We start from the raw sequence: 17,886 nt of genomic DNA, 5'->3' as shown, positions 1-17,886 counted from the left end.
GTTTCAGGCACGCTTGGTGCGGCGTTCAGCAATAAAAGAAATCAGGAATACAGCGCCAATCAGGTCAAAGAAGCCCATGGCGATAAAGAGAGGGTTGTAGCCAATCTTGTCAGCGGTGACACCAATCAGCAGTGAGAACAAGAAGCTGGCAATCCAGGCGGCAGAGCCACGCATGCCGTTGACCGTGGCCATTTGTCCTTTATCAAAGGAGTCCACTACCAGTGCACTCAACATGCAGGAGATTATCTGGTGCCCGAAGCCGCCGACTGAAATCAGGGCGATGGTGACGTACGGGTCTTTGGTGATGGCAACCAATGCCAGAGAAATCATCAGGAATGCACCGGTAACCGAACTTGCCACGATGGAGTTGGTGCGGGAGCAACCAAACCAGCGGGTATAAAGCTTGGTCAGATAACCACTTGCCACACTACCGAGGTCAGCTGCGAGGAATGGCAGCCAGGCAAACATTGCGATTTGTTTGAGGTCCATACCTCGTTCGTTTGCCAGATACAGCGGAACCCAAAAGCTCAGTACCGCCCAGGCTGGTTCAGCCATAAATGCGGGAATCGCGATACCGTAGAAACGTTTATTTTTGCCAACCGTTTTCAGTGCAGTCAGGAAAGGTAATTTCACCGCAGCGGGTTCGTTATCCTGCTTGATGAACTCCAGTTCATCTTTGCTCAGATTCGGGTGTTGTTCAGGGTTGTGGTAGAACAACCACCACAAAATCACCCACAACATTGCCAGCACGCCGGTAAACATAAACGCGCCCTGCCAGCCGAAAGAGGCATGCGCAAAATAAACAATTGGCGGTGCAAGCATGGCACCAATAGAGAAACCGACTCCCGCCCAACCCGCGGCGATAGGGCGTTCTTTTTTCGGGAACCATTCACCAATGGTTTTGGCATTTGCCGGTGTTGCTGCGGCTTCTGCGCCACCCATAAAGAAGCGCAAAATTGCCAGATGCATCCAGCTACCGGCACCCGCGTGCATCACACACACCACAGCCCAGATCCCGGCACAAATCAGGAAGCCGAGTTTCAGGCCGATGACATCAATCAACCAGCCGCAAATTGGCTGGAACAGGGTATAGGCAAGCTGGAATGAGGCGACAATCCAAGAATATTGCTCGGTGGTAATGCCGAGGCTGGTTTTCAGCTCTGGGGCTAAAATACCCAGTGAGTTACGGGTGATGTAGTTAACGGTAACGCCTAACAAAAACAGGACCAGCACCCACCAGCGAAGGTTGCGGACGGTACGCTTTGCCTTAATGGCGGTAACTCCCGGATTTATGCCATGACTCATGTCGTTCTCCACGTAGAAGCAGTGTCTATCGGAATGTTTGCCACAATTTCGAAATTGTGAAAGTTGTATCTATTTGATTAATAATTATTTTATAGGCTTTTTTGCCGCAAACTGGCAGGTTCAGTTGCGGCAATGGAGTGAGCGTAAAACAGTTAGAAAATGCCCAATAGCGACTTTTGTGCAAAAATTTTCATATGAAAGAAGAATTCGTGCGTTCGATAACGAAAATGCCAGTGATAAAGCCCTACACTTCATCGTGAAAATTTTTTCATGGCTGAAATGGGCGCAGATCACAAAATGAGTAAAAAGCTAAAAATTGCCGAAATTGCTGCCGAAACAGGGCTTTCAATTAGCACTGTGTCACGCGTGTTGGCTGGAAAATCGAACACCAGCGAACAAGCTCGCCTGCAAGTGCTGAACTGCGCTGGTCAAAAAGGCGTGCTGGCAGGAATGGCTGCGGGGCGCATGTTACTTAACAGTCTGGTCGTTTTTGCGCCACAACGTGCCTTTGATGAGCGGTCTGATGTCTTTTATTATCGTGTTACACAGGGCGTGAGTAAGGCGCTGGCACCGCATGAAGTGCGGCTACGCTACTGCGCTCTCGAAGAAAACGACAGTGATGCCAATATGTTTCTGAGCAAAATGAATGAAGTGGAGACGGAAGCGGCGATCCTATTAGGCATTGATGATCCACACATCCACGATCTGGCGTTCGATCTCGGTAAGCCCTGCGTGTTGATCAACTGTCGCGACCGCAAAATGCGCCTTCCCGGCGTTGCACCCGATCACCAACTGATTGGCGACTATGCGGCAAGCTACTTATTTGAGCAGGGGCACAAAGCTGTGGTCAATTTGCTCTGCCTGCGCCGCTATACGATGGAGTTACGTCTGGCCGGGATTCGTGATGCCTGGGATGCTAACAATCTGCGATTTGATGATGCGCAGCATTTGATAACCGCGCAAAATTTCAGTGCTAAAGAGAGCGAAAGATTAATCAGTGAGTTTCTGGAAAAGACGCCTCGTCATCAGCTACCAACCGCCTTGTTAGTCGGTGGTGATTTTATGGCAGCAGGGGCTGTGAGCGCACTTCAAAATGCGGGATTACGCGTGCCGCACGATATTTCAGTGATGAGTATCGACGGTTTTAATCTGGCTGCTATTCATGATGTGCCGCTGACCTCGGTTCATGTACCGCGTGACCAGCTTGGCGAAGAGGCCGTGCATATACTCCAGCAACGTTTAATTCGTCCGGATGCACCGGTCGGGAATTTACTGCTCAATGGCATGCTGGTGGTGCGAGAGTCAGTGCGCCGTATTCGCCCAAACAAGAGCCATACGGCGGTCAGTAGTGTAGGGCTTTATGACGAGTGAGTTCCGCACACTTCACATTGCGGGTTACGCGGCAGTTTCATTTCGCGGAACTGGCAGGTCATCGCATCGTACATCACGATTTTTCCGCTTGCTGGTGAGCCGTAATTGGCCAGTAGCTTGATAGCTTCCATCGCTTGCAATGAACCAATTATCCCGACTAGCGGGGCCATCACGCCCGCTTCCACACAGGTCAGCGCATTCTCGCCAAACAGGCGGCTCAGGCAGCGATAACAAGGTTCGCCATCCTGATAAGTGAACACGCTGATTTGCCCTTCCATACGAATCGCCGCGCCGGAAACCAGCGGTTTTTTAGTGGTGAAACAGCACTGATTAAGTTGGTTGCGAATCGCCACATTATCAGTGCAGTCGAGCACCAAATCGTGTTGCGCCACCCGTTCCAACAGTTGTGCCTCGTCTAACAGCGCGTTCACCGTTTCAATCTGAATATGGGGATTGATTGCCGCCAGCATATCCCGTGCGGAGTCTACTTTCGGCTGCCCGATAGTGGCATCACGATGTAGCGTCTGGCGCTGCAAATTCGACAGCGCCACGGTATCAAAATCCAGCAATGTCAGGTGACCGACACCGGCAGCGGCAAGATACGGGGCGGCGGCACAACCCAGCCCGCCAAGCCCAACAACCAATACACGCGCAGCTTTCAACGCTTCCTGCCCGTCGAAATCAAAACCGCGCAGAATAATCTGGCGGTTATAGCGCAGCATTTCCTGGTCGCTTAATTCAGCGCTCATCTTTAGCCCCCGAACAGGTGATTGAATGGTTCAACCTCAACCCAATCGCCTGCATCAACATTGCCACGCTCGCGTTCCAGCACGATAAAACAGTTGGCCTGGCTAAATGAGCTGAAAATATGGGAGCCCTGGTGGCCTGTGCTCAGCACTTCTAATTGCCCGTCTTCGCCGGTGCGCATCATGCCGCGCTGGAAATCGAGGCGGCCCGGTGACTTTTTCAGGCGTCCGACCGTGCGAGCACGCTGGCGAGGTGGCAGGGCATTTCCTTGCTGACCATTTAATTTGGCTAATAACGGCTGCACGAGTTGATAGAAAGTGAGTGCCGCAGAAACCGGGTTACCCGGCAGGCCGCAGAACCAGCTGTTTTTCAGGCGGCCAAAGGCAAAAGGTTTGCCCGGTTTAATTGCCAGTTTCCAGAAACCAACTTCGCCTAACTCATCGAGCAATTGCTTGGTGTAATCCGCTTCACCGACGGAAACACCGCCGCTGCTGATCACCACATCGGCCTGGCTGTCGGCGTCAATAAATGCCGCACGCAGGGCTTCCGGGTCGTCGCGGATAATGCCTAAATCAATCACTTCGCAGCCCAGTTGCTCGAGCATGATATGCACCGCCAGGCGGTTGGTGTCGTATATTTGACCGTCGCCAAGTGGTGTGCCCGGTAGTTGCAGTTCATCGCCGGTTGAGAACACTGCCGCGCGAACTTTGCGTAATACCGCGACTTCAGGAATCCCCAACGAGGCAATCAGCGGTAATTCCGCCGCCGTCAGCTTTTTACCCGCAGGCAACACGCTGCCACCCTGGCGAATATCTTCACCGCGCAGACGCACGTTTTGCCCGTTTTTCACCGCTTCGTTAAAGCGCACGCCGCTTTCCGTCACGGTGGCTTCTTCTTGCATCACAACGGCATCGGTTCCTTGAGGCACCGGCGCGCCAGTCATAATGCGAATGCATGTGCCTTGCGGCCATTCGTCGGCAAAAGGCTGCCCGGCAAAGGCTTTTCCTGCTACCGGCAATGCCGTTCCCAGAACCAGGTCTTTCAGACGCACCGCATAACCGTCCATTGCTGAATTATCAAAACCCGGAACATCAATTGGAGAAGTGACAGGGTGCGACGTAATGCGCCCACACGCCTTCAGCAAAGGGATAGACTCAGACTCAGTGACAGGAACAATACGCGAAAGCATCTGTTCCATTGCGGTTTCAAGCGGGATAAGCCCGGCGGTAAATTCCATGAAAGCTCCTGCGGCGCGGGGAAAAATATGTCGGACATTATGGCAGAGAAACGCCGCTGGCTGATATACCCGTCATACTTCAAGTTGTGGGGGTGTTGGCTGCACTTACTTACCCCAGTCACTTACTCAAGTAAGCTCCTGGGGATAAGCTCCCTTGCCGCCTACCCACAACTCGAATTATTTAGGGTAAGAGGAGTAACCCAAGGCGCCATTTCCCTTTACATCACATTTACATCTTTCTATATTCAAAAATCGTATTAGTTAACAGTCACTATTCTGATATTTATAGCTTTCGTAGTTTCCGTAGCTCGGATAAGCGCAGCGCCATTCGACAACACAACGGACTCCGACAATACAACGAACTCTGACAAGGCAATGTCGAAATGAGCAAAGCAGTAATCGCGATTCACGGTGGCGCGGGAGCCATCACTCGTGCGCAACTTAGCCCCGAAAAAGAGCTGCTTTATATCAAAGCATTATCGGACATTGTTGAGGCGGGCCAGGCATTGCTGGCCGCCGGAGGCAGTGCGCTGGATGCCGTCACCGAAGCCGTGCGGTTACTCGAAGAATGCCCGCTATTTAACGCCGGTATCGGCGCAGTTTTTACCCACGACGGCACTCATGAGCTCGACGCCTGCATCATGGATGGCAACACCCTCGAAGCGGGTGCAGTGGCGGGTGTGAGCCATATCCGCAACCCGATTCTGGCGGCTCGCCAGGTTTTGGAGCACAGCCCACATGTGTTGCTGATTGGAAGCGGCGCGGAAAACTTTGCCGAGCAGCAGGGGCTTGAACCGGTATCTCCGGACATCTTTTTCACGCAGGAACGTTGGGATCAACTACAGCGTGCCCGCGCAAACCAGCAAACCGTATTGGATCATGATGGCGGCGAGCCGATTAAACCGGATACCAAATTTGGCACCGTCGGTGCCGTCGCGCTCGATCAATATGGCAATTTGGCGGCGGCTACATCAACGGGTGGCATGACCAACAAAATGCCGGGCCGCGTCGGGGATTCGCCAATTATTGGCGCAGGCTGTTACGCCAATAACGCAAACGTTGCGGTCTCATGTACTGGAACCGGCGAAGTGTTTATGAAGACGCTGGCGGCCTACGATATTGCAGCTCTGATGGAATATGCTGGTCTCAGCCTGCATCAGGCGACAGAACGTGTGGTGATGGAAAAACTCCCGGCGCTAGAAGGCAGCGGCGGAGTGATTGCCATCGACAACGAGGGCAATGTGGCACTGCCTTTTAACAGCGAAGGAATGTATCGCGGCTACGGTTACGTGGGTGATGCTCCGAGCGTAGGAATCTATAGCAGCCAGGAGCATTGATGCCCCATAGTCATGAACTGCCCGAAGATGAAGTGCTATCTGTCAGTGCACTCAACGTTAGCTTTCGCCAGGAAAAAGTCGATACCCAGGCGGTGTCAGACCTGTCATTTACGCTAAAGCGCGGGGAAACACTGGCGATCGTCGGGGAGTCTGGCTCAGGGAAATCAGTCACTGCGTTGGCGTTAATGCGCCTGCTCGACAAGTCAGCAAGCATTGTCGAAAGCGAAAAAGTCCTGCTGCGTCGCCGAAATGGCCAGGTGATAGAACCAGCAGAGTTAAGCTCATCGCAAATGCGCCATGTGCGTGGTGCAGATATTGCGATGATTTTTCAGGAGCCGATGACATCGCTAAACCCGGTGTTTCCGGTTGGCGAGCAAATCGCCGAGTCTATTCGTTTGCATCAAGGGCTCGATAAACACGCGGCGATTGAGGAAGCGCGCCGTATGCTCGAACGGGTACGTATCCCAGAGGCGAAAGCTATTTTAGGGCGCTACCCACATCAGCTTTCAGGAGGCATGCGCCAGCGTGTGATGATTGCCATGGCACTCTCATGCCGCCCGGCGGTGCTGATTGCCGATGAACCGACGACGGCACTGGACGTCACCATCCAGGCGCAAATCCTCCAGCTTATTCGCGTCCTGCAAGATGAAATGCAAATGGGGGTGATTTTTATCACTCACGATATGGGCGTGGTGGCGGATATTGCGGACCGCGTGTTGGTGATGTATCGCGGTAAGGCGGTTGAAACGGGGACTGTGGAGCAGATTTTTAATGCACCGAAGCATCCTTACACCAAAACATTACTGGCTGCGGTGCCACGCCTTGGTGCGATGAATGGGCGCGATTTGCCCTGTAAGTTCCCACTGATCAATCCAGAGAATCCTGAGCAGCAAGAACCGGAAACTGAGCAAGACACCGTCGCCCCCGGTTCCGTTCCCATTTTGCAAGTCAGCGATTTAGTGACACGTTTCGATATTCGCAGCGGCATTTTTAACCGCGTCACCAGCCGTGTTCATGCGGTGGAAAAAGTGAGTTTTGATTTATGGCCGGGCGAAACGTTAGGACTGGTGGGTGAGTCGGGTAGCGGCAAATCCACCACCGGGCGGGCATTATTGAGGCTGGTAGAAACCCAGGGTGGCAGCATTCACTTTAACGGGCAGCGCATCGACACGCTCTCAAATGCGGACATGCAGCATGTGCGCAAAGACATCCAGTTTATCTTCCAGGACCCGTATGCCTCGCTTGACCCACGCCTGACGGTGGGTTATTCGATTATGGAACCATTACTGGTACATAACGTAATGCCCAAAGAGCAGGCTCAGCAACGTGTAGCCTGGTTGTTGGAGCGTGTTGGTTTGCTGCCGGAACACGCCTGGCGTTATCCGCACGAATTTTCTGGCGGGCAACGCCAGCGTATTTGCATTGCACGAGCGCTGGCACTTAATCCCAAGGTGGTGATTGCCGATGAGTCTGTCTCGGCGCTGGATGTTTCGATTCGCGCGCAAATCATCAACTTATTACTCGACCTACAGCGCGAATTTGGCATTGCCTTTTTGTTTATTTCTCATGATATGGCGGTGGTGGAGCGTATTTGCCATCGCGTTGCGGTGATGTATCTCGGGCAAATTGTTGAAATAGGCCCGCGACGCGCGGTGTTTGAAAACCCGCAACACACGTATACCCGAAAATTAATGGCGGCGGTTCCGGTTGCAGATCCCGCACATCGTCGTCCAAAACCGGTTTTGCTTTCTGATGACATCCCCAGTAGCACGCACAAACTGGGGAGTGAACCGAAGGTTGCAACGCTTGTAAATGTGGGACCGGGGCATTTTGTCGCCCGGCCCCAGTAAAAATAATATTCCGGCCAAGGATAAACAGGGGAACACAATGACCATATTTGAGAATAAAAAATGGCTGCTGGCAGCGGTTCTTGCGACCAGCGTCATCGCCACACCGGCATTTGCTGTAAAGGATGTTGTCGTCGCTGTTGCATCCAACTTCACCACGCTTGACCCGTATGATGCCAATGACACGCTTTCACAGGCGGTAGCAAAGTCGTTTTATCAGGGGCTGTTCGGCCTTGATAAAGAGATGAAACTGCAAAATGTGCTGGCGGAAAGCTACACCATTTCAGACGATGGGCTGGTTTACACCATCAAACTGCATCCGGGCGTTAAATTCCAGGATGGCACCGACTTCAACGCCGACGCGGTGAAAGTGAACCTTGATCGCGCCAGCAATCCGGAAAACCATCTCAAGCGCTATAACCTGTATAAAGCGATTGCAAGCACCGAAGCGGTTGACGCAAACACGGTAAAAATCACCCTCAAACAGCCGTTCTCGGCGTTTATTAATATTCTGGCCCACCCGGCAACGGCGATGATTTCACCGGCTGCATTGAAAAAATACGGCAAAGAGATTGGCTTCCACCCGGTGGGCACCGGCCCGTATCAGTTGGATACCTGGAACCAGACCGATTTTGTGAAGGTGAAGAAATTCGACGGTTACTGGAAACAGGGCCTGCCTAAACTCGACACCATCACCTGGCGCCCGGTAGTTGATAACAATACCCGCGCGGCCATGCTGCAAACCGGCGAGGCGCAGTTTGCCTTCCCAATCCCTTACGAGCAGGCAGGAGTGCTTGAGAAAAACGACAAGCTGGAACTGGTGGCATCGCCATCCATCATGCAGCGCTATCTCAGCATGAACGTGACGCAAAAGCCGTTTGATAACCCGAAAGTACGTGAAGCGATTAATTACGCGATTAATCGTCAGGCGCTAGTGAAAGTGGCGTTTGCCGGATATGCGACCCCAGCCGAAGGCGTTGTGCCGCCATCAATCGACTTCGCGCAAAAATACAAACCGTGGCCGTATGATCCGGCAAAAGCACGCGAACTGCTGAAAGACGCGGGTTATCCGAACGGTTTCGAAACCACGTTGTGGTCATCGCACAACCACAGCACCGCCCAGAAAGTATTGCAGTTCACCCAGCAGCAACTGGCGCAGGTCGGCATTAAAGTGAAAGTCACGGCGATGGATGCCGGGCAGCGTGCCGCTGAAGTAGAAGGCAAAGGGCAGAAAGAGAGCGGTGTGAGAATGTTCTACACCGGCTGGTCGGCCTCGACCGGCGAAGCAGACTGGGCACTGTCGCCATTGTTTGCCTCATCAAACTGGCCGCCAACACTGTTTAACACGGCTTTCTACAGCAACCCGAAGGTTGATAAAGATTTGACTGAGGCGCTGAAAACCACCAATCGTGATGATAAAGCGAAGCTGTATAAAGACGCGCAGGACACTATCTGGAAAGAGTCTCCGTGGGTGCCACTGGTGGTTGAAAAACTGGTTTCTGCACACAGCAAAAACCTTAGCGGTTTTTATGTGATGCCGGATACCGGATTTAGTTTTGATGATGCGGATTTGAAATAACAACGGACTGTGCTGTTGTACGGTGGATTAGCGTAAGCGACATCCACCGCAATACTTAACCCGATGGAGCGCCATTGTTTAACTACTTCCTCAAACGTCTGCTGGGTCTTATCCCTACACTGTTGATTGTCGCGGTGCTGGTGTTTTTGTTCGTCCATATGTTGCCTGGTGACCCGGCTCGCTTGATTGCCGGGCCGGAAGCAGACGCCACAGTTATCGAGATGGTGCGTAAACAGTTAGGGCTGGATTTGCCGCTGTGGCAGCAGTTTTTGCATTACATCGGCAATATTTTGCAGGGCGATTTCGGCACATCAATGGTTTCGCGACGCCCGGTTTCCGAAGAGATCGCCAGCCGCTTTATGCCGACTTTCTGGCTGACTATCACAAGCATGGTTTGGGCAGTGATTTTCGGCCTGTTCACTGGCATTGTTGCTGCCGTCTGGCGCAACCGCTGGCCAGACCGGCTAAGCATGACCATTGCCGTATCCGGTATCTCTTTCCCGGCATTCGCCCTTGGTATGTTGCTAATGCAGGTTTTCTCCGTTGAGCTGGGCTGGTTGCCGACCGTTGGCGCGGATTCCTGGCAGCACTACGTTTTACCATCGATTACTCTCGGCGCGGCAGTCGCGGCGGTGATGGCACGTTTTACCCGCGCTTCGTTCGTCGATGTTTTGCAAGAAGATTACATGCGCACCGCCCGCGCCAAGGGCGTGAGCGAAACGCTGATTGTGATCAAACACGGCCTGCGCAACGCCATGATTCCCGTTGTCACCATGATGGGGCTCCAGTTTGGTTTCTTGCTCGGCGGCTCAATCGTGGTCGAAAAAGTCTTTAACTGGCCGGGGCTTGGGCGCTTGCTGGTGGATTCAGTCGAAATGCGCGACTACCCGGTGATTCAGGCGGAAGTGTTGCTGTTTTCGCTGGAATTTATTGTCATCAACTTAGTGGTGGATTTGCTGTACGCCGCCATTAACCCAGCTATCAGGTACAAGTAAGGATGCGACTCTTTAACTGGCGCCGCCAGGCGGTACTGAACGCGATGCCGATAGTTCGGCCACAGCAGGTGCGCACGCCGTGGCACGAATTTCTGCGCCGCTTGCGTAAGCAACCTGTGGCAATGTTTGCTGGGATGTTCGTACTGTTTTTGATTGTTATCGCTCTGATTGCGCCGTGGATTTCCCCATTCGATGCGGAAAACTATTTTGATTACGACCGGCTCAACGATGGCCCGTCGATGCTGCACTGGTTTGGCGTGGATTCCCTCGGGCGCGATATCTTCAGCCGCGTGCTGGTTGGCGCACAAATTTCGCTGGCAGCGGGTGTATTTTCTGTATTAATCGGCGCGTTGATTGGCACGTTCTTCGGTTTGCTGGCCGGTTATTACGAAGGCTGGTGGGACAGGGTGATTATGCGCATTTGCGATGTGCTGTTTGCCTTTCCGGGGATTTTGCTGGCGATTGCCGTCGTCGCGGTGATGGGCAGCGGAATGTCGAACGTGATTATCGCGGTGGCGATTTTCAGTATTCCGGCCTTCGCCCGCCTGGTGCGTGGCAACACGCTGGTACTAAAACATCAAACCTTTATCGAATCGGCACGCAGTATCGGTGCCTCGGACGCGACCATCATCTTTCGCCATATTCTGCCGGGGACGGTTTCGTCGATTGTGGTCTATTTCACCATGCGCATTGGCACGTCGATAATTTCTGCGGCGAGTTTGTCGTTTTTGGGTTTAGGTGCACAGCCGCCAACGCCGGAGTGGGGCGCGATGCTTAACGAAGCGCGAGCGGATATGGTGATCGCGCCACATGTCGCACTCTTCCCGAGTCTGGCGATTTTCCTGACGGTGCTGGCGTTTAATTTGCTGGGGGATGGGCTGCGCGATGCCCTTGACCCGAAGATAAAAGGGTAATCAGAGGATAAAAAAAGGTGGATGTCCCTTGCGCTAATCCACCTTACAACGTCTTTTCGTAGGTCGGATAAGCGTAGCGCCATCCGACATTCAGAAATTAAACCACTGAACCCCACAGATCATATTCGTCCGCGTTTTCGACTTTCACGCGCACGACATCACCTGGTTTCAGTTTGGTTTCGCCATTCAGATAAACCGCGCCGTCGATTTCTGGAGCGTCAGCCATGCTGCGGCCAATCGCGCCTTCTTCGTCAACTTCATCAACGATCACCAGAATCTCACGGCCCACTTTTTCTTGCAGACGTTCAGCAGAAATCTGCTGTTGCAGCTGCATGAAGCGGTTCCAGCGCTCTTCTTTTACTTCTTCTGGCACAGGATCGGCCAGTTCGTTGGCGGTAGCACCTTCAACCGGGCTGAACTTAAAGCAACCGACGCGATCCAGACGCGCTTCTTTCAGGAAGTCGAGCAGCATCTGGAAATCTTCTTCGGTTTCGCCAGGGAAGCCAACGATGAAGGTAGAACGCAGAGTCAGATCCGGGCAGATCTCGCGCCATTGCTTAATGCGCTGCAACTGGCGATCAACACTACCAGGGCGCTTCATCAGCTTCAGAATACGCGGGCTGGCGTGCTGCAGAGGGATATCCAGATACGGCAGGATTTTGCCTTCCGCCATTAAAGGAATCACATCATCAACGTGCGGATATGGATAAACGTAGTGAAGACGCGTCCAGACGCCGAGTTTTGCCAGTTGTTCACACAGGCTAACCATGCTGGTTTTCACCGGCTCACCGTTGTAGAAACCGGTGCGGTGCTTAACGTCCACGCCGTAAGCTGAGGTATCTTGCGAGATAACCAGCAACTCTTTCACGCCCGCATCAACCAGACGTTTCGCTTCAGACAACACATCGCCAATCGGACGGCTGTCCAGATCGCCACGCATTGAAGGGATGATGCAGAAGGTACAACGGTGGTTACAGCCTTCGGAAATTTTCAGGTAAGCGTAGTGACGCGGGGTCAGTTTCACGCCTTGTTCCGGCACCAGGCTCAAGAACGGGTTGTGTTTTGGTTTTGGCACATAGTGGTGAACGTGCTGCAAAACTTGTTCGTAGCTATGTGGGCCGGTGATTTCCAGAACTTTAGGGTGCACTTCGCGGATTTGATCTTCTTTGGCCCCTAAACAGCCGGTCACAATCACTTTGCCATTTTCGTTCAGCGCTTCTCCGATCGCTTCGAGCGACTCTTGTACGGCACTGTCGATAAAGCCACAGGTGTTAACGATAACCATATCGGCATCATCATAGCTAGGCACTACATCGTAACCTTCGGTGCGCAGCTCAGTCAGAATTCGTTCAGAATCGACGAGGTTTTTTGGGCAGCCGAGGGAGACAAAGCCAATACGGGGTTGTTGCATACAGGTCACGCTCACAAAGTAATCAATAAAAGAAAAACCGGGCGATTCTACACGGGTTTTGGGTGTGGCTCTACTCGTAACTTGCTTGTTACCTGTGCTTATATCAAAACCAGAGAAATTAATAACACTCTAACGCTGATTAATGACCTGATATAACGGGATCATTGCCGCTCCCCATGATGCGCTCTCTACCCCAATAGGCGAACTCACCAGACGGACTTTTGGCCTTTCTGGATCAAGCCGCAATTCTAATCTTTGCGTCACTGTATTGACCAAGCGTTGCGTTATCGCTTTGGGCATTGCACCCCCTAGGATTATCAACTGCGGATCCAGCCATTGCAGACAACCCATGATGGTCTGTTCTACCTGTTCAGCGCAACGAGTAAACCATGCTTCCATTGCCGAGTGTTGTGTGGCGAGCAGTTCAGGCAGTTGCGCCTCGCTGAAGCCTTCCCGTTCAAGTGTTGCGAGTAAATCTTTGAGTGACGGGCGTGGTTTTTCCGCCGGGAATGCCATTCCGACTTCACCAGCGTTTAAAAAACCGCCACGTAGCAGTTTGCCATCAGCAATAATTCCAGCACCGATGCCATAGCCAAGATCGATAAATGTTAGGTCGTGGTAGTCATTCCACATGCCGGAATACAACTCACCAATCGCGGATGCATTAGCATTATTTTCAACCCAGGTGGGCCATGGCAGATTATTTTCAAATGCCTGTTGAAGGTCTGTATCACGCCAGCTTGCAAGCCACGCCACACAGTGGCGCTTTCTGCCGTCAGTTTTTAAAAAACCAGGCACGGCATAACCCACTCCCAAAATACGTGCATGCTGCAACTGACGTTTTTTTAACGTCTGCTCGATCAGTGCTTTGATCTGCTTAAGAGTCGTTTCGAGAGGGTGATTTTCCTGATGCGGCTCAGAAACACTGAACAGTTTACGTCCGCTGAGATCGACGAGCGTTAAGTTGATAAAACCCGGGCTGAATGCCAACCCGAGAGAGCAGGCACCACCAGGATTGAGTCTTAAGGGTAACGATGGTTGCCCACGTTGCCCCATATTGCGTTCACCTTCGATAACCAAACCACTGAACAGCAACTCGCGACACTGTTGCGTGATAGCCCCGCCAGTGAGGTTAGATAATCGTGCCAATTCAGTACGCGTTACGGGAGCATGTCGGCGGATGAGTTCCAACAGTAAACGTTGGGTTGGACGCAATTCCAGACAGTCAGGTTTTACATTCATAGTATGGTTATCATTTTTGTTATCAGGCCCAGCGCAAACCCGCTTCTTCAATTAAAGCTTGCAGGTAAGGAATATCATCGTGACTGAGCATGTCGATAAGCCCTTCACGCAACCAGCCGAGGATCTCAGGACGACTATCATACCCGAATTTGTGCTGATACTGCTCCAGGGGAGTCATGCCATTTTTCACTTCATGCAGGTACATGCGCACCCCTAGCCCAGCTTGTTTGTAAGCACGCAGATCATCTACATGAGCAAATTCATACTCAAAGCAGACACAACTCGCGTTAGATTGCTGAACGGCTGCCAATTGGTTGTTGTAACGTTCAAGCGTCACCACCTGCAACGCCAGTTCGGGAATTTCAGTCTTAACGCGGTTAGTCAGCACATGATTGAACCCCAACAATTGGATATGTGACAGTGCCTGCGGCATAGAACGCAATAACGTCACAAGATGCTGCACAAACTCGTCGTGGCGGCGTCGTTGTTTTATTTCAACAATCAGCCCCACATCGTTGCTAACCGCCCAGCGAAGCACCTCTTTTAGCAATGGAATCGGTGTCCCGGCAAAGCTCGGGTGGTATTTAATCCCGAAATCGAATTGCCGTAGTTGCACTAGCGTCATCTGCTCAACAAACCCCGTTCCTGTTGAAACCCGGTCAATACGATGATCGTGCGTAACGACAAACTCATTATCCGCTGTCAGGTGAATATCAATTTCGATGCAGTGGGTTCCTGCTTCCCGAGCCCCCAAAAATGCAGGGAGTGTGTTCTCCGGGTAATGGCTGGAGTAGCCACGATGACTGTTGGCCAGCACGACACCTTGTGCTGCGCGATGGAAGTTAAACGCCATGATGATCTGTTCCTTGGGCAATCAATTTATGATGCAATTAAATTTACTATTTAAATTTAATTATAAAAAGATAAACAATTTGCCCGCGGCTTATTTTTAATTAAGTTGTTGATATTTTTACATTTAAATTTCATTTCAATGTATTTTTTAATTTTAAAGATCCGTGTCACATAAAATTAATGTTTAGTGTGTAAATTTAATAGCCATCGAATTATCAAAGGACATACCTGTCATGTCAACGCTTCGACTTGAGAAGATCACCAAACGATTTGGGGATTTTTATGCTGCCCGTGAGATTACTTTTGAGGCACAAGAGGGGGAGTTCGTGACTCTGCTCGGGCCCAGCGGTTGCGGGAAAACCACGCTATTGAAAATGATCGGTGGTTTTCATCAGCCGGATAGCGGTCATATTTGGATTAACGGCAAAAACGTCAACAATCTGCCTCCTGAGAAACGCAACACTGCCATGTGTTTCCAGTCCTATGCGCTGTTTCCCCATCTGAATGTGGCGCACAACATTTGCTTTGGTTTAAAGCAAAAAGGGCTGCCGATTAACGAGCAACAGGGGAGGCTGACACAGGTGCTTAATCAGGTCGGTTTAAAGGATCAGCACCTGAAAATGCCTGCTCAGCTTTCTGGGGGGCAACAGCAGCGCGTGGCTCTGGCTCGTGCAATGGTGACTCGACCGGATGTAGTACTTTTTGATGAACCGCTATCCAATCTGGATGCCAAACTGCGCGAGAGTGTACGGTTCGAAATCAAAGAGCTACAACGCCAGTATCAGCTCACTTCTATTTACGTCACTCACGACCAGGCTGAAGCGCTGACCATGTCAGATAAAATTGTGGTACTCAACGCCGGAAGCATTGAGCAAATTGGGCCGCCGGAGGAGATCTATTACCGTCCGGCTAACCGTTTTGTGGCCGATTTTATCGGTGCTGCCAATATTGATACCGCACGCATCACCCCGGCCCAGCAACCTGGCTATTACTGCGTGCGCTGCAAATTAGGTGAATTTTACGTGCGTTCCCCGAGGCCTCCGCAAGCAGAGCACAGCTATATTTGCTGGCGGCCAGAAGATGCGCGCTTTGTGCCGCAACCTCGTAAGGGTGATAACCATTTCTTTTTGACACTGCGCAAAATGGCGTTTATGGGCAACCTGACCGAAGCCTGGGGGGATAACGATGAGAATAGCCTGTCGGTGCGCCTGCAACTGATTAAAAAACCGCAGGCGGAGATTGGTGAACGCGTTTGTTTCCAACTGCCAGAAGACGCCATCCACTTTCTGGAACCTGTAGTGGGGGGCAGCAATGAAATGGCATAACGAGCTGACTGCGTGGTTGTTGATGCTCAGCGGGCTGGGCACCATTTTGCTGCTGATGGGCTCTACTTTTTATGTCGTGCTGGTACAGAGCATTGGCTATTTCAATTTATCCGGCGACAGCCGTTTCTCGCTGGAGTATTGGCAAAATGTCTTACAGGATCCCGTTTTACATAGTGCTTTATTTTATTCCGTGAAGGTGTCGGCACTGGGGGCTTTCGGGGCGGTGTTGCTGTCATATCCCTTAGCACTGTGGTTGCGCCAACCGCTGGTCGCCAGGGAAGGGATTGTTGCAGTATTGCGTGCGCCGATGTTTATCCCCGGCTTGGTTGCTGCTTTTCTATTCGTTAATATTATTGCTTATCATGGTGTTATCAACGAATTGTTGCTGGCGTTGGGCATAATTGACGAGCCGCTAAGAATGCAAAACGACGATTTTGGCTGGGGAGTGGTGATACTGCAAATCTGGAAGAACCTACCCTTTGCGCTCATTTTGGTGGGGGGCTCTGTAAACTCCATCCGTACCGATGTACTGGATGCAGCCAGCAATCTTGGTGCCTCTTCCTGGCGGCGTTTTCGTGATGTGATATTCCCCCTGACACTGCCCGCAGTACAGGTGTCGCTGATCCTGATTTTCATCGGTGCCCTTGGTGATTTTGCCTTCTTTTCAGTAGCGGGACCGCGTAACACATATTCGCTGGCACGCCTGATGCAGGCCACTGCGATGGAGTATGGCGAATGGAATAACGCGGCAGTCATTGCCGTGATCATCATGCTAAGTGCCGCGCTGGGTACATTGCTGATTGCTACTGTTTTGACGCCGCTTGCTACGCGCAAAGGAGAAGTCAAATGAGTCACACTGCGAATGGACGCATCATCGTCAAGATTTCACTCCTGTTCTTTATTCTGGTCAATTTGGTGTGGTTAGGATTGCCATTTTCAATGGCGATACTCTGGTCGTTGGTTGATCCGCAACATCCCTGGAGTTACCCGGATTTGTTCCCACAGGTGTTGTCATTTAATCGCTGGCTACTGGTGTGGCAGAAAACTTCATTGTCCGAGGCATTATTCAACAGCTATACCATTGCACCAACGGTTGCCATGCTCAGTTTGTTGCTGTCGCTTCCTACTGCTTACGCCTTTGGTCGGATGAGTTTTCGTGGTAAAGCACTGGCGGAAATGCTCACGCTTATCCCATTGGTGATGCCGGGGATGATTATTGGCATATTCTTCAGTGCGATGTTGATGAGCTTGAACATCAGCAATGCGTTTATCAGTATTGTGCTAGGGCATACCGTGCTGACATTGCCTTATTCTATTCGCATCATGTCTGCCGGATTCAAAGCGGTACCGCAGGACTTGATTGACGCCAGTCGTGATTTAGGTGCCAGCCACTGGGGGACTTTCTGTAATGCTTTTCTGCCTTTGCTAAAACCCAGTTTTCTGGCCGCGCTAATTTTTTGCCTGGTGCGCAGTCTCGAAGAGTTCAGCATCTCCTACGTACTTGGCGCACCCGATTTTATTACGGTTCCAACCATTCTCTACTCCTTCCTCGGTTATTCATTTGTACGTCCAGACGCAGCAGTGGTGTCGATGATATTAGTTATCCCTAATGTGATTTTAATGGTCATCATCGAGAAACTGCTGAAAGGGAATTATCTGTCACAGTCAACCGGCAAGGCGTGATCCTTGATAATGGAGCATATAAACATGAAAACAGGTGCACT

15 protein-coding genes are annotated in these 17,886 nt (G+C 51.6%); 9 read left to right on the top strand and 6 right to left on the bottom strand.

The genetic code is table 11. From position 1 onward, the window contains the following. Nucleotides 1-3: 3 nt before the first annotated feature. Nucleotides 4-1,305: an MFS transporter gene (locus GC128_RS11865; protein ID WP_151994476.1), complete on the bottom strand. Its 1,302-nt coding sequence runs from the start codon at nt 1,303-1,305 to the stop codon at nt 4-6. Nucleotides 1,306-1,602: 297 nt separating this feature from the next. On the opposite strand from GC128_RS11865, the gene GC128_RS11860 reads away from it, so the two are divergent. After that, nucleotides 1,603-2,676 carry a LacI family DNA-binding transcriptional regulator gene (locus tag GC128_RS11860; RefSeq protein WP_151994475.1) on the top strand — a complete coding sequence of 358 codons (1,074 nt, stop codon included), beginning with the start codon at nt 1,603-1,605 and terminating at the stop codon, nt 2,674-2,676. On the opposite strand, the gene moeB is transcribed toward GC128_RS11860, so the two are convergent. After that, the gene (moeB, locus tag GC128_RS11855; protein WP_151994474.1) at nt 2,664-3,425 is read right to left on the bottom strand and encodes a molybdopterin-synthase adenylyltransferase MoeB; all 762 of its coding nucleotides are present in this window, start codon (nt 3,423-3,425) and stop codon (nt 2,664-2,666) included. The genes GC128_RS11860 and moeB overlap by 13 nt on opposite strands. A 2-nt stretch (nt 3,426-3,427) precedes the next feature. After that, nucleotides 3,428-4,660: a molybdopterin molybdotransferase MoeA gene (gene moeA, locus GC128_RS11850; protein ID WP_151994473.1), complete on the bottom strand. Its 1,233-nt coding sequence runs from the start codon at nt 4,658-4,660 to the stop codon at nt 3,428-3,430. Between the two features lie 383 nt (nt 4,661-5,043). On the opposite strand from moeA, the gene iaaA reads away from it, so the two are divergent. From iaaA to gsiD, 5 genes are all read left to right on the top strand, one after another. Further along, nucleotides 5,044-5,997, top strand: coding sequence for a beta-aspartyl-peptidase (gene iaaA, locus GC128_RS11845; RefSeq protein WP_151994472.1), 954 nt, complete (start codon nt 5,044-5,046; stop codon nt 5,995-5,997). Beyond that, nucleotides 5,997-7,847: a glutathione ABC transporter ATP-binding protein GsiA gene (gene gsiA / locus GC128_RS11840; RefSeq protein WP_151994471.1), complete on the top strand. Its 1,851-nt coding sequence runs from the start codon at nt 5,997-5,999 to the stop codon at nt 7,845-7,847. Before iaaA ends, gsiA begins: the two co-directional genes overlap by 1 nt. Before the next feature lie 37 nt (nt 7,848-7,884). Then, on the top strand, nt 7,885-9,423 hold the full coding sequence (gene gsiB, locus GC128_RS11835; protein ID WP_151994470.1) for a glutathione ABC transporter substrate-binding protein GsiB: 1,539 nt from the start codon (nt 7,885-7,887) through the stop codon (nt 9,421-9,423). 74 nt (nt 9,424-9,497) lie between these two features. Next, nucleotides 9,498-10,418 (top strand): glutathione ABC transporter permease GsiC, encoded by a 921-nt coding sequence (gene gsiC / locus GC128_RS11830; protein WP_151994469.1) that lies wholly within the window; start codon nt 9,498-9,500, stop codon nt 10,416-10,418. Between the two features lie 2 nt (nt 10,419-10,420). Continuing rightward, entirely contained in the window at nt 10,421-11,332 is a 912-nt protein-coding gene (gene gsiD / locus GC128_RS11825) for a glutathione ABC transporter permease GsiD (protein ID WP_151994468.1), read from the top strand. Between the two features lie 97 nt (nt 11,333-11,429). On the opposite strand, the gene rimO is transcribed toward gsiD, so the two are convergent. From rimO to GC128_RS11810, 3 genes are all read right to left on the bottom strand, one after another. Continuing rightward, on the bottom strand, nt 11,430-12,743 hold the full coding sequence (gene rimO / locus GC128_RS11820) for a 30S ribosomal protein S12 methylthiotransferase RimO (RefSeq protein ID WP_034496944.1): 1,314 nt from the start codon (nt 12,741-12,743) through the stop codon (nt 11,430-11,432). A gap of 129 nt (nt 12,744-12,872) precedes the next feature. Then, the gene (locus GC128_RS11815) at nt 12,873-13,985 is read right to left on the bottom strand and encodes an ROK family transcriptional regulator (protein WP_151994467.1); all 1,113 of its coding nucleotides are present in this window, start codon (nt 13,983-13,985) and stop codon (nt 12,873-12,875) included. Between the two features lie 22 nt (nt 13,986-14,007). Continuing rightward, a complete protein-coding gene (locus GC128_RS11810) occupies nt 14,008-14,838 on the bottom strand; it encodes a glycerophosphodiester phosphodiesterase (protein WP_151994466.1) in 831 nt (276 codons plus the stop codon). Between the two features lie 232 nt (nt 14,839-15,070). Between GC128_RS11810 and GC128_RS11805 the strand changes: the two genes are divergently transcribed. The 3 genes from GC128_RS11805 to GC128_RS11795 are packed head-to-tail and all read left to right on the top strand — an operon-like array spanning nt 15,071 to nt 17,845. Continuing rightward, nucleotides 15,071-16,162: an ABC transporter ATP-binding protein gene (locus tag GC128_RS11805; protein ID WP_151994465.1), complete on the top strand. Its 1,092-nt coding sequence runs from the start codon at nt 15,071-15,073 to the stop codon at nt 16,160-16,162. Then, complete coding sequence (locus tag GC128_RS11800; protein WP_151994464.1) at nt 16,149-17,012, top strand: ABC transporter permease; 864 nt, start codon at nt 16,149-16,151, stop codon at nt 17,010-17,012. The genes GC128_RS11805 and GC128_RS11800 overlap by 14 nt, the downstream gene beginning before the upstream one ends. Continuing rightward, nucleotides 17,009-17,845: an ABC transporter permease gene (locus GC128_RS11795; RefSeq protein WP_151994463.1), complete on the top strand. Its 837-nt coding sequence runs from the start codon at nt 17,009-17,011 to the stop codon at nt 17,843-17,845. Before GC128_RS11800 ends, GC128_RS11795 begins: the two co-directional genes overlap by 4 nt. The last annotated feature ends 41 nt before the right edge of the window (nt 17,846-17,886 follow it).

The sequence above is a fragment of the Buttiauxella massiliensis genome, from assembly GCF_902500225.1.
Lineage (GTDB): Bacteria > Pseudomonadota > Gammaproteobacteria > Enterobacterales > Enterobacteriaceae > Buttiauxella > Buttiauxella massiliensis.
This window is presented reverse-complemented; position numbering and strand designations above follow the sequence as displayed.

Bases quoted from the DNA above. Each gene is read 5' to 3' on its own strand.
- GC128_RS11865 (WP_151994476.1), bottom strand. From the start codon at position 1,305: ATGAGTCATGGCATAAATCCGGGAGTTACCGCCATTAAGGCAAAGCGT.
- GC128_RS11860 (WP_151994475.1), top strand. From the start codon at position 1,603: ATGAGTAAAAAGCTAAAAATTGCCGAAATTGCTGCCGAAACAGGGCTT.
- moeB (WP_151994474.1), bottom strand. From the start codon at position 3,425: ATGAGCGCTGAATTAAGCGACCAGGAAATGCTGCGCTATAACCGCCAG.
- moeA (WP_151994473.1), bottom strand. From the start codon at position 4,660: ATGGAATTTACCGCCGGGCTTATCCCGCTTGAAACCGCAATGGAACAG.
- iaaA (WP_151994472.1), top strand. From the start codon at position 5,044: ATGAGCAAAGCAGTAATCGCGATTCACGGTGGCGCGGGAGCCATCACT.
- gsiA (WP_151994471.1), top strand. From the start codon at position 5,997: ATGCCCCATAGTCATGAACTGCCCGAAGATGAAGTGCTATCTGTCAGT.
- gsiB (WP_151994470.1), top strand. From the start codon at position 7,885: ATGACCATATTTGAGAATAAAAAATGGCTGCTGGCAGCGGTTCTTGCG.
- gsiD (WP_151994468.1), top strand. From the start codon at position 10,421: ATGCGACTCTTTAACTGGCGCCGCCAGGCGGTACTGAACGCGATGCCG.
- rimO (WP_034496944.1), bottom strand. From the start codon at position 12,743: ATGCAACAACCCCGTATTGGCTTTGTCTCCCTCGGCTGCCCAAAAAAC.
- GC128_RS11815 (WP_151994467.1), bottom strand. From the start codon at position 13,985: ATGAATGTAAAACCTGACTGTCTGGAATTGCGTCCAACCCAACGTTTA.
- GC128_RS11810 (WP_151994466.1), bottom strand. From the start codon at position 14,838: ATGGCGTTTAACTTCCATCGCGCAGCACAAGGTGTCGTGCTGGCCAAC.
- GC128_RS11805 (WP_151994465.1), top strand. From the start codon at position 15,071: ATGTCAACGCTTCGACTTGAGAAGATCACCAAACGATTTGGGGATTTT.
- GC128_RS11800 (WP_151994464.1), top strand. From the start codon at position 16,149: ATGAAATGGCATAACGAGCTGACTGCGTGGTTGTTGATGCTCAGCGGG.
- GC128_RS11795 (WP_151994463.1), top strand. From the start codon at position 17,009: ATGAGTCACACTGCGAATGGACGCATCATCGTCAAGATTTCACTCCTG.